This is a genomic window from Pseudoalteromonas sp. RW-H-Ap-1, assembly GCF_048318575.1.
Classification (GTDB): domain Bacteria; phylum Pseudomonadota; class Gammaproteobacteria; order Enterobacterales; family Alteromonadaceae; genus Pseudoalteromonas.
Map to the genome: position 1 here is coordinate 66,829 of NZ_CP166997.1, position 12,862 is coordinate 79,690.

9 protein-coding genes are annotated in these 12,862 nt (G+C 39.3%); 2 read left to right on the forward strand and 7 right to left on the reverse strand.

The window, feature by feature from the left end:
* Positions 1–35: 35 nt before the first annotated feature.
* The 6 genes from AB8618_RS16780 to AB8618_RS16805 form a co-directional block, all read right to left on the reverse strand.
* Positions 36–1,043: an isocitrate dehydrogenase gene (locus AB8618_RS16780; RefSeq protein ID WP_138607979.1), complete on the reverse strand. Its 1,008-nt coding sequence runs from the start codon at positions 1,041–1,043 to the stop codon at positions 36–38.
* Positions 1,044–1,222: 179 nt separating this feature from the next.
* A complete protein-coding gene (locus tag AB8618_RS16785) occupies positions 1,223–2,905 on the reverse strand; it encodes a hypothetical protein (RefSeq protein WP_409425908.1) in 1,683 nt (560 codons plus the stop codon).
* Positions 2,905–3,300, reverse strand: coding sequence for a DUF3192 domain-containing protein (locus AB8618_RS16790; protein ID WP_413403228.1), 396 nt, complete (start codon positions 3,298–3,300; stop codon positions 2,905–2,907). The genes AB8618_RS16785 and AB8618_RS16790 overlap by 1 nt, the downstream gene beginning before the upstream one ends.
* 69 nt (positions 3,301–3,369) lie before the next feature.
* A complete protein-coding gene (xni, locus tag AB8618_RS16795) occupies positions 3,370–4,143 on the reverse strand; it encodes a flap endonuclease Xni (RefSeq protein WP_413403230.1) in 774 nt (257 codons plus the stop codon).
* Between the two features lie 8 nt (positions 4,144–4,151).
* On the reverse strand, positions 4,152–5,495 hold the full coding sequence (gene ppnN / locus AB8618_RS16800) for a nucleotide 5'-monophosphate nucleosidase PpnN (RefSeq protein ID WP_198522625.1): 1,344 nt from the start codon (positions 5,493–5,495) through the stop codon (positions 4,152–4,154).
* Between the two features lie 83 nt (positions 5,496–5,578).
* Positions 5,579–7,087: a GGDEF domain-containing protein gene (locus AB8618_RS16805; protein ID WP_409425912.1), complete on the reverse strand. Its 1,509-nt coding sequence runs from the start codon at positions 7,085–7,087 to the stop codon at positions 5,579–5,581.
* Between the two features lie 224 nt (positions 7,088–7,311).
* On the opposite strand from AB8618_RS16805, the gene AB8618_RS16810 reads away from it, so the two are divergent.
* The gene (locus AB8618_RS16810) at positions 7,312–9,102 is read left to right on the forward strand and encodes a M61 family metallopeptidase (protein ID WP_413403233.1); all 1,791 of its coding nucleotides are present in this window, start codon (positions 7,312–7,314) and stop codon (positions 9,100–9,102) included.
* 411 nt (positions 9,103–9,513) lie between these two features.
* Positions 9,514–11,685 (forward strand): S46 family peptidase, encoded by a 2,172-nt coding sequence (locus AB8618_RS16815; RefSeq protein WP_413403235.1) that lies wholly within the window; start codon positions 9,514–9,516, stop codon positions 11,683–11,685.
* A 283-nt stretch (positions 11,686–11,968) separates the two neighbouring features.
* Here AB8618_RS16815 and AB8618_RS16820 read toward each other — a convergent pair whose 3' ends face one another.
* Positions 11,969–12,862, reverse strand: coding sequence for a response regulator (locus AB8618_RS16820; protein WP_075170202.1), 894 nt, complete (start codon positions 12,860–12,862; stop codon positions 11,969–11,971).

The window sequence follows — 12,862 nt, forward strand, 5'->3', positions numbered from 1 at the left end:
CAGCTAATGCTGGCTTATTAATCTAACAGTATTAATTACAGACGGTCAATTACTGATTGTGTGAAATCAGTTGTGCCGTGGCTGCCGCCTAGATCGCGAGTAGTACGGTCGCCTGATTTAATTACATCAGCAACAGCGCTGCGAATACGTTCAGCTGTATCGCCCATGTTTAAATGCTCTAGCATTTGAATAGAGGCTAAAATTACTGACGTTGGGTTCGCAAGGTTTTTACCAGCAATATCCGGCGCACTACCGTGAACAGCTTCAAAAATAGCAGCATCTTCGCCAATGTTTGCACCAGGCGCCATGCCTAAACCGCCAACTAAGCCCGCACATAAGTCAGATAAGATATCGCCGAATAAGTTAGTTGTAACAACAACGTCAAACTCTTCAGGGGTCATTACAAGCTTCATACATGTTGCATCAACAATCATTTCAGTTGATTCAATTTCTGGGTAACGCTCAGCTACTTCACGCGCTACTTTTAAGAATAACCCAGAGGTTGATTTTAAAATATTTGCTTTATGTACAGCGGTCACTTTTTTACGGCCTTCACGCACAGCAAGTTCGTATGCGAATGTAACAATTTTTTCTGCGCCTTCGCGAGTGATCACTGATTTTGCTTCTGCTTCAGTACCATCTTCTGATACAACTTGGCCTGCACCTGAATACATGCCTTGTGTGTTTTCACGAATAGTGATGATATCAATATCGTCGTAACGTGCTTTAGTACCGGCAAACGATTTAACCGGGCGTACATTAGCGTATAAACCAAATTGCTTACGAAGTGTTACGTTGATTGATGTAAAACCTTCGCCCACAGGCGTGGTTAATGGACCTTTTAAGGTAATTTTATTTTTAGCAATTGTGTCAATAGTTTCTTGTGGAAGCAACTCGCCTGTTTTTTCAAGCGCAGCTAGGCCAGCGTCAACAAATTCATAATCAAAATCGCATCCTGCGGCTTTTAGTATTTCAAGTGCTGAGTCGATAATGCTTGGGCCGATGCCGTCGCCTTTGATCACTGTTATGGTTTGTTTGGCCATGAACTTTTCCTTTAAAGATTTGGATACACATATAAATAATAAACACTTTCAGAGTTTAGACTACTTATATGACAGGGGTGCTAAATTTAAGGCGGCATTTATATCAATATATCACTCATTTTGCCAGTTTATAGTATGAATACAGGGTATAACTTTAAGTTATAGTGATAATAAGTCAGCTAAATACTATTGTGTAACCCTAAGCGCAGCAGTGATTGATCAAAATCTACCTCAGTTTGCCAGCCATGGCGACGAAGTTGTTGATTCAACATTTGTTGTTGCCACGCTGTTAATGGCTGGTTGGGTTTTAATATACGCTGCGCCACAACTTTTAATGCTGCCCATAATTGACTAGCATCATCAAGCTGCTTTTTAGGGAGTTGCTCAGCTTTTAATAAAGCCGATGCCCAAGGATCGCCACTAAGTAATTCGTTAAACTCGTTGTGTAAATGAGTGGCATCTATGTTGTTTATACCAAAAAATGTACTAAACGGTGTATCGAGAGATTTATTCGGTGTTTGATCTATGGTGATTTTTCTTGAAACATCAGGGCTGTAATGTATCAGTACATAATATAAATAGGCATATAAGCTTAAGCTAATACGCTCACTTTGAACGGTAGGATTATGTTTAACTAATAGCTCTAATATATTAACTAAACAGCTAATACGGGTGTATAAAAAGGCATGTAGAGGATGAGCAATGCTATTTACTAATTGTTGAAACACGACCCCTTGAATAATAGCGGGTGCTTTATCGTAACCCACCATAGATAAGCTGTGCCTTAAATCTTTAGCGGCTAATCGCTCTTTATTGTAGTGCTTTACTGCTAAGCATACTGACTTTACAATATCAGGGTAGGGAGTAAGTAAGGTGTTTAAAGCTTTAAAACTGTATTCTTTTTGCGTTTTTATTTGTTTTACTAACTGATACAAAGGCGTTTGTGCAGAGTGATTATTATGCGGGATATTAAGATGTTCACTGTCCCATATTTTTAAAAATAAGCGATTATCGTTGCATTCCCATGCTTTTGAGTCATCCATTAAGGACGCTTTTATACGATACCATGCCATTTTAGTATTGGCGTTATTAACTATAATATGTCGGCCTTGCGTATCAGTGGCTAAATAAACCATAGCTTGGTCGGCATAAACAACTTGGCTGCCTGGTATATATTGTCCTATATGAGCGACTAACGCTTTTAATAACACTTGTGCAAATGAGTTAGGGGTTCTTATATATAAATCAGCGACCGCTTTATAAAAATTTATGTGCTGTTGCTTTGTATTACAAGTAACGTTAAGCGCTAGTATATTTGCTAAAGCAACCACCACACTAGCACCGTCATAAAGCATAATTTTAGGTGTATCTAATAATGCATGTTTGTATTTGCTGAGTTTAGCCAAAATATGGGCAATTTTATGTGCAGGTTGCTTAGCCGTTAATAGTACTTTGGCAGCAAGCTTATGGCGTAACGACCATATTTTTTTATCGGCTTCGTTAAACGCTTGCTGTTGAGCTAGCTTATTTAATTGCTTAGCAACACAAAGGTGCTCAACCAGTGAAGCACTAATATAAAGCTCAGTTAAATCGTTGTCGTAGTTTTGACTACTACATAAAGCACAGGTTAATACACACTGATTAACGACTAAATTGGTTGCGTAATTATAATGTGTTTTATATAGATTTAACTGAGTTTGTAAGGCCGCTGGGTTTTGTTTGTATAACGCTGCGTATTGCTCTGATAGTTTACACACAAGAGGGTAAAAGGTATGCCACTGACTTTTGTTGTTATGGGAGCTTAAAAGCAATTGTGTGCTTTCGAGTAGCTTTTTTAGTTTACCCGACAGTCGAGCTTCCATTAAGTTTTCCCGTCATTATGCTCAAGGTATTTTTCATAAGCACTTGGGCCCCACATTATTAGTTGGCCATTTTTAAATAACAACCCAGTACATTCATCCATGGTGGTGATGCCGTCAGAGGTTTTATGTTGGGTGCGATAAAAAATTACCTGCCATACTTGCTCGCCATTACGTTTAGCATAGGTTAAATCTGGGCTACCTAAGTATTCAAGTACATTATTTAGCGTAAAGGTATCTTCCAAGCGCAACTTCTCTATATAGCGTTTATTAAAAGCTTCTCTATCTTGCCAAATCATAGCTTGTGGATCGTCTTTATAAAACATAATAACCGTCGTGGCTATTAGTGCATATAAACCTAATCCTAATATTAAATACCTAAAAAACTTTTTAAACATTGCCAACCCAGATCAAAACACCTATTACTAGTATACGTACTGCTAAAGTGCAGTGCTATTAACTTGCGACTAATTAAGCCTTAACTGCTTTAAACTAAAGCCTAAATGGATATCTGTACGCAAACTCACCAACTGCTTAGAAATAATAAACATATCCATATCTTCATTCAGCTTTTTTTGTAACTGCGCGTTTAACGATTCATCCTTTAACGCTTCTTCAATAGAGCTATATTGATTAACCAATTGCTGCGCAGATTTAACACCAATACCTTTCACACCCGGAATGTCATTGGTTTTATCGCCTGCTAATGCCCAAAAGTCGATGAGTTTATGTTGAGCGACAGCAAAGCGCTCTTCAATATGTTCTTTATTCAGGTGCTGCTTTTTAAAGTAATTGTATACTTCAATATGCTCATTCAAATGAGGTAAAAATCCTTTATCCGTAGAGACAATGGTGTTGTTTATCTGATTATTAGCGGCTTTATGCGCTAAAGTCGCAATAATATCGTCGGCTTCATCGTTAGTCGGTTCAAATACCACAATACCGGTTTCTTCAATGGCCGCTTTAAAATGAGGTAACGCGCTTTTTAGAGTCTCTGGCATAGGAGCACGCGAATGTTTGTAGTCTTTATAAAAGTGGTAACGCCAGCTTTTGTCACCATCAAAAACGGCTATTGCATGGGTTGCATTGGTGGTTGTTAAAAGCTTTTTGCATGCATGTGCAACTCGGGCACAGCATGCTTTTAACATGTGTTCGTCGCTATGATGGCTTTGGTTTGCATCAACAGCATAAATGCGCCTAATTAAATTAAGCGCATCAATAAGGAGTAAATGGGGATTCAATTATAAACTCACGCTTTTATTGTATAACAAGGGATATACTTACTTCCGGGAAGTTTCATTCTACCTTGTTCTACAAACGCTTGTAAAAGCTTGTCCATTGCTTTCATTAAATCAGGCTCACCACTTAGTACATAGGGGCCATGTTCGTTAATTACATTTAAGCCTTCTTCTTTCACATTACCTGCAACAATTCCCGAAAACGCACGGCGTAAATTAGCTGCAAGCTGTTGTTTGGGCTGATCAAGGTGTAAATCAAGTGACGCCATGGCTTCATGAGTTGGGTAAAAAGGCTGCTGAAAATCATTTTCTATTTTCAACGTCCAATTAAAGTAATAAGCATCGCCTTGGCTTTTACGATATTCGCGAACTCCGCTCATAGCCGATTTAAGCTTTTGGCTAACTAATTGAGGATCATCAATAATCACTTCAAATTTACTCAGTGCGGCATCGCCTAAAGTCATTTGAATAAACTTACAAAGCTCTTCAAAGTAAGCTTTGCTGTGTTTAGGGCCAGTTAAAATAACCGGTAAACATTGCTTTTCGTTTTCGGGGTGTAACAAAATACCTAATAAATATAGCAACTCTTCGGCTGTACCTGCGCCACCTGGAAAAATTATAATGGCATGTGCGGTACGAATAAATGCCTCAAGACGTTTTTCAATATCGGGTAAAATAACCAGTTCATTTACAATCGGATTGGGTGGCTCTGCCGCTATAATGCTTGGCTCAGTTAAACCTAAATAACGATTATTGGTAATACGTTGCTTTGCATGGCCAATGGTTGCGCCTTTCATTGGGCCTTTCATTGCACCAGGCCCACAGCCGGTACAAATATTTAACCCACGTAACCCCAGTTCATAGCCAACTTGTTTAGTGTATTTATATTCGACTTCGTTAATCGAATGGCCACCCCAACATACAATCATGTTAGGTTCGCTATTTACTTTAAGTGCGTCGGCATTTCTAAGCATGTCAAAAACCATGTGGGTAATGGCTTTGGTTTCCTGCAGGTTTTTTTCATACTTTTGGCAAATAAACAAAATATCGCGAATAACCGAAAATATGTGCTCATGTATACCAGTTACTATGTGGCCATCAACAAAGGCTGTTTGCGGAGGATTTTCTAATTCAATTTTTATACCGCGTTCACGGCTGACCAAGCGTATATCAAAATCTTTATGTTTATCGTAAATATCATTGCTTACATCGGTGTGGCTGCCTACATTAAGCACGGCCAATACACAGTTTCTAAATAGTCTGTAGCGTTCGCTGGTTGATGATTGCTCGAGTAAGTCTACTTCTAGCTGCGACAATAAATCTAATACCCCTGTAGGGTTTAATTGTATTAGCATCGACATTCTCCTTGAAATTTATGGGTAAATTTACTGCGTAGTTATGCCTTATACTCAATACTCAAAGGTAAAAGTGCATAACACTATTTACTAATACACAGACGATCCCGGCCTGAGTTTTTAGCATCGTATAGAGCTTCATCGGCTCTATCAAACGCTTTTAGAGGCGTATCACCCACTTCAAATTGGGTTGCGCCTAACGAAACGGTAATTTGAATTTGTTTGTCTTTAAATTTAAATGGGATCTTTTTAATCGACAGTCTTAATTTATTGAGATGCTCGACAGCGTTATCAAGTGATGTACGAGGCATTAATAACACAAACTCTTCGCCGCCATAACGGGCAATAAAGTCAGTTTGTCTAATCGATTTTTGCAGCGCTTTGGCAATCACTTGTAGGGTAATATCACCTGCTGTGTGACCAAAGCGATCGTTAATTGATTTGAAGTGATCAACATCAATAACCACTAAGGTTATGTCTGACGGTTGTTCATTAAACAAATTAATTTCGTGATTGTAGCGTTCGTCAAAGGCTGCTCGATTAGGTAACTTGGTAAGACTGTCGAGTAGACTTTTAAAGCGTTGTTCATTTAAACGTTTTTTATAATTACTAACTTTGTTTTCTAAACTGCCAATTCTATCGTTTATTTGTGCAAAGCTAGAAATTAAAATTTGGCGATCTTTTTGTTCCAGTTGTTCTTTTTCTAGAATGTCTGCACTCAATGAGCGTAACTCATTTTCAACCAATTGCTTTAACTCTGTAATTGATGTTGCTTTATTTGTTTGTGTATTTAAATTTTTTAATTTGTCACCAATTCGTTGATTAATTGATTCGAATTCAACATTCATCGATTCAGAATGTTCTCTGGTTGAAACCAATGAACTATGTAGCTCTCCAAGCGTTTGGTTTAATGAAGTTAAAAAGCTTTGCGCTGACGCACGCTCAACTTGAATACTTTGTACAATGAGTGTGATTACATCAATTGCTGCATCAAGAAGCTGGTCTACGGCTTTATTTTTAGCGATACGTTTTTTTATTAAATACAGCTCATCGTTGGCTTCTTCTTCGAGTACTAACTGACTAACTAATTTAAATAGCTTTTCAGTGAGAGCACTTAGATTTGGAGGCTCAAAGGTATCGTTGCTTTTAGCTATTAAGGCTTGATGATAAAAAGTGATCAGCTGATTTAAAACAGGGATAAACCCATGTACTGATTGAATATCGTCTAGCTCGTTATCGAGTAAGTGGCGCAGTGTTCTGCGGGTATCGTTAGGTAAACCTTTGGTTTGTTGTAATTGCTTACCTGCATTTTGTACACTGGTGAGAAGATCACGTTGATGTGCTAGTTGAATGGCTTCTTGGTTTTTTAGCAAAGCTAAAATATCATCCACCAAAGGAGCAAAGTCTTCATAACCCATTCCTTTGTTTAATGCGCTTCGAAACTTAGCTAGGCGGTTATCAAGCTCAGTATCAAGTCCCTTACAGCTTAAAGATAACTTAGCTGCGAAATTAGAAAGCGTACTCACTTGATGTTGGCGAGCACTTTCTACTACTTTTCTACTGTCGATTGCTTGTTTTAGTTTTTGTTCCACCGTATTGGAGCTCCTAGACACCTACACACCATTATCTTAATACCTTTATTGTTTTAGTTTACAACAAAAACATATTAATAGTAGGTATGAGATCAAAAACTTAATGTTTTTAATAACAAAATACGAGCGATCTTAAATATAGGTGCATTTATCGCTTTTAATTCACTTTTAAAAAGGGTCTTGTTAATCTTGGAACAACAATACGTTATACAAAAAGAGCCTTCATGAAAAAGCTACTTGCCTTATCAATTTTAGCTGCCTGTTCAGCACCGGTAATTGCCGACGTTAATTACGCTTTAAACATCTCCCAACCAGAACATCATTTAGGTGATGTAAATGTAGAATTTCCAAAAACGGCGCAGTCATATTTAGATGTAAAACTGCCAGCATGGCGTACTGGTCGCTATGAAATTTTAAACCTAGCCAATGGCGTTCGCTATTTTAAAGCCAGCGACGATGATGGTAATGCATTAAAGTGGGAAAAAATAGACCACAGCACATGGCGTGTTCATTTAAACGAGCCAACTCAAGTCAATGTTGATTACCAAGTGTATGCCAATGAACTAGGTAAGCGCGCTCGCCATATTGACGACAGCCACGCGTTTGTTGACGCATCTGGCTTTTTTATGTTTAGCGAATCATTTCGCCAAGAGCCCGTTACGGTTGAATTAAACGTACCTAAAGCATGGCGCTCTGTGTCGGGTATGGAAAACTATAAAAACAAACACAGCTTTAAAGCCAGCGACTACGACGTGCTTGTTGATTCACCAATAGAAACAGGTGTTAACGAACTGCGTACTTTTGAAGTTGATGGCCGTGAGTACGAACTAGTGGTGTGGGGCGAAGGTAATTACGACATAGAGCTGATGCTAACTGATTTAAAAAAGCTAGTAGCAACGGGCAATGTAATTTGGGATAGCTACCCGTATGAGCGTTATGTATTTATGGTACATGCTACATCGGGCGCGGGCGGCGCAACTGAACACTTAAATTCAACTATTATTCAACGCCCACGGGATCGTTTTGCTAAACGTGAAGATTACTTAGCTTTTATAAGCACAGCGGCACATGAATTTATTCATACTTGGAATGTAAAAGCGTACCGCCCTAAAGGGCTTGCGCCATATGACTACACTAATATTAATTATTCAAAATTGCTGTGGATTGCTGAAGGGTCTACCAGCTATTTTGAAGATCATTTATTAGTGCGTTCGGGTATTCAAACCACCGATGAATTTTTTAAGAACTTTAGTAAAACCATTAATCGCTACCTCACTACCCCTGGTCGTGAAGTGCAAAGTGCAAGTGAAACCAGCTTTGATAAATGGATAAATCAAGGTGGCGATCATGCACGTAATTACGGCACTAATATTTATCTTGAAGGCTCGTTATTGTCGATGGCGTTAGATATAGACCTACTTGAAAAAAGCCAAGGTAAAATAAGCTATAAAGACGTACACAACGAACTTTATAAGCAACATAAGCTACCAGCGGGTTTTACTGAGCAAGACGTATTAGCTATTTTAAAGCAACTATCAGGACGTGATTACAGCGCTTGGTGGCAAGAAAATGTTAGCACACCAGCCAGCCTAGATTTTGATGAATTACTGGCAAAAGTTGGTTTAAGCTTTGAATTACCCGAAAAAGCCAAAGCTACACCAAGTTTAGATGCGTTTACTAAAAATACCGGTGAATTGCTCACCTTAACCCATGTACGCCGCGATGGTGCTGCATGGCAAGGTGGCTTAACTACCGACGATAAACTCGTCGCTATTAACAAGAAGCATGTAGGGAAAAACTTAACCGCCAGCCTAGAAACCTTTAAAGCAGGGGACAAGGTAACTGTTGATTTTATTCGCCGTGATGCTTTGATGTCGACTGAGCTTGTGTTGTCTGAAGATTTCGACAAACCAAAAAAAGTAGTCGTTGATAAAAATGCCACTGCTGAGCAAAAAGCACTGTTTAAAGCATGGATGGGTGTAGTGCATCCAAATGATGTGAAAAAAGACGACTAACATCGTTTATCGTTTTGTTTGAAAAGGAGCTTAGGGTCTGTTGACCTTTCAAGGTTAAATTTGCAGCAGTCTGTTTGGCATTTAGGCAAGGCAGAGCCTATGTGGTGTGGTTATTCCCCATAAATAGGCGATAACGTAGTATTAATGCCAAACAGGCGCTGCCCTTCGGGTTCTGCTTAGGAGCGATTTACTCTTTGTTGCTCGGTTTTGACTTAGCCCACTAGGTTACAAACCTCGCGCCGCGATTAAATCGCCACTAGCTTGAACAAATTTTAATCCGCAAAGGCCAACAAACCCTTAGCTCCTTTTTTGTTTATTGAGCGCTATATTGTAACAATTTATCTCAGCGCAGTTGACCTGACTCATACTTAATGAGTAATCTGCTGGTTCAATAATAAAAGGGATTCTATAATGCGTTTAAAACCTCTTGTTGCCACGTTGGTAGCAACCTGTTCACTGGCACTTTCTTCTGCGGCCCATGCCTATGAAGGCATGTGGCAACCTCATCAACTACCAGAGCTTGAGTCAATTTTAAAAGCCAAAGGACTTGAAATTAGTGTTGATTCAATTTCAAAATTAACCGAATTTCCAATGAATGCGGTTATCAGCTTAGGCGGTTGTACAGCCTCGTTTGTTTCGCCAAAAGGCTTAGTTGTAACTAACCATCACTGTATTTATGGTTCGGTGCAATATAATTCAACGCCTGAAAATAACATTTTAGAAAATGGCTTTTTAGCAAAAACACCGGCTGAAGACTTACCAGCTGCGCCAGGTTCACGTGTTTACGTAACCGAAACAGTGACCAACGTGACCGATAAAGTGATTAGCGGCACTAACGAGCTAAGCGCAAAAGCACGCTATGATGCGTTAGAAAAAAATCAAAAAGCACTCGTTGCACAGTGTGAAGCTGATGCTAGTTATCGTTGTAATGTGTATTCGTTTCATGGTGGTTTAGAGTTTTACCTAATTAAATCGCTGGAAATTAAAGATGTACGTTTAGCGTATGCACCAGCCATGGGCGTAGGTAAGTACGGTGGCGATATTGATAACTGGATGTGGCCGCGCCACACAGGCGATTTTGGTTTTTACCGCGCCTATGTAGGTAAAGATGGCAAGCCAGCAGAGTACAGCGACGATAACGTACCGTACGTGCCAGAGTCTTACTTAAGTGTAAGTGCTAAAGGCGTGCAAGAGGGCGACTTTGTTATGGTAACTGGCTACCCAGGGCGTACTAATCGCTACCGTATTGCGGCAGAGGTCGATTATGTTTTTAACGACAGTTACCCTAAAGCGCGCATGCACAATACAAAATACGTGTCACTGATTGAAGAAAACTCAGAAGATGGCAGTAAAGCCCGTATTGCTTACGAAAGCACCATAGCCGGTTATAACAACTACATTAAAAACTATGGTTCAATGATTGAAAGCTTCAAAAAAGGCACCATGTTTAAGCGTAAAAAACAGTTTGAACAAGAGCTTACAAGCTGGATAAACAGCGATAGCGAGCGTAAACAGCGCTACGGTAATGTGCTTAATGAGTTATCAGCATTAGTAGCACAATCGCAAGAGCACAGTGAGCGCGACCGTATGGTAGGCTATGTTCATCGTTCACAAATGATCAGCACGGCACGTCGTTTATACCGCTTAGCGGTTGAAAAACAAAAGCCAAATAGTGAGCGCGAATCAGGTTATCAAGAACGCGATTTACCGCGTATTAAATCTTCTCTTGAGCGTATGTCACGTCGCTTTGATGCCAATGTAGATAAAGCAATATTACTGCACTTTTTAGAGCAATATGCAGCATTACCTAAAGCAGAGCGTTTTAGTGAAATTGATGAAGCTTTTGCTTTAGAAAACGGGTTTGATAAAGCAAAACAAAGTGCATTGTTAGATGAAATGTATGCCAAATCAAGATTAGATAATGAAATTGTTCGTAATTCATTATTTGAACAAACACTAAGTCAGCTTAACCAAAGCCAAGACCCATTCATGCAATATGCAAAAGCTATATTTGCTGTGATGAAAGCCGAGGAAGATAAGTCAAAAGCCCTGGCAGGTAAGTTACAAGCTGCTCGCCCAGAGTTAATGAGTGCAATTATTGCCTTTAACAAAGCGCAAAACAAACCGGTTTACGCCGACGCAAACAGCACATTACGTGTAACTTACGGAACGGTAGGCGGTTATTCTCCGCAAGATGGTTTGGTGGCTACGCCGTTTACTTCACTTGAAGGCTTATTGGCTAAAAACACCGATGTTGACCCATTTAATGCGCCTAAAAAGCTGCAAGAGCAAATTAAAGCGAAGCTTTATGGTGATTACACCGGTGGCATGAATACTGTTCCGGTTAACTTTTTATCAAATGTAGACACGACAGGCGGTAACTCAGGTTCGCCAACGCTTAACGGCAATGCCGAGCTGGTGGGTTTACTGTTTGACGGTGTGTACGAAAGCATTATTGGTGATTGGGATTATAACCCAGAACTAAACCGCTCAATTCATGTAGATTCTCGCTACATGCTGTGGGTAATGGATAAAGTAGATAACGCCCAAAACTTATTAGACGAAATGAAAATCGTAAAATAATTAGCAGTTAAAATAACAAAAGGCGCTTACCTTAACCGGAAGCGCCTTTTTTGTTTAAACATTTTTGGCGATTAATCTAACTTAAACTACGGGCTACGGGCTACGGGCTACGAGGTTCGGGGGGAGCTAATATTTAACTTTTTACTGACATAGGGCTTTGTGTAATAAGGTCTTTAAGTGATTGATTTACTGAGAGTGTGCAGAGACGCTGCGCTTTTGTAGGAGCAGGGTGTTTTTAAATTTAAACTTCTTTGATAAAGGTAAATACGCTACGTTTAATTTACTAAATGCCAACTAGCATAATTTTACCTTGTGCCATGCCCTCAAGCTGGCAGCTAAAATCAATGCGCTTTTCAGCAGGTGTTTTATACAGCAAAGTGAGCTTACGAAAAGGCGTGGTAATCACTTTGACCGTTTTGATTTGTAAACTAACGCGCGTTCGTTTGTCTAAAAAGGCAAAAGCCGTTTCCGTTAATGCTTTTTTACATGCGCTTAATGCTGTATTTGTTACAACGCCCGATAATATTGAGTTACTAATATCTTCAGCCGACAAGCTACTATAACCACTTGCCATTACACAGGCGGCATAAATATCAAGTATGGCAATAGCGCGTACTTTTTGACTTTTAGGATCCTCATAAACAGCCATTACACAGGGTACTTTAGATTCATCGAATACCTGCGGTTGAATTGTGTTTACGATTAAAGACTGACTTATATGTTTATGAAACAACCGTTCTAATTGCGACAGCTTTGGCAACGCTAAATCATCATTTAATTCAATTTCATCAGGAATGACTTCGTTATTTTCTACAAGTTGAACCAAAGGTAATAACTTATCGTGAAGTTGTTCATCTGTAAAAGGTTTTGATAGAACAAAAGATGCGCCAAAGCTAATGGCTTCTTCAATTTGAGACTTTTCATCAACCGTGGTTAGCATTGCTACTATTATATTAAGTTGCCTTTGCTTTATTGCACGTAATAGCGTAACTCCACACATATCAGGCATATGCCAGTCTGTAAGCACAATATCGGGGTGCCAACTACCAATCAGCGTTAACGCTGATTTAGCATTGTTGGCTTTTTCTATTAATAACTTCCGATAGCCAAACTTTTCCAACCCTCGGCGTACTATTTCAAGTGTTGCATGGCTATCATCCACGATAAGTATTTTCAC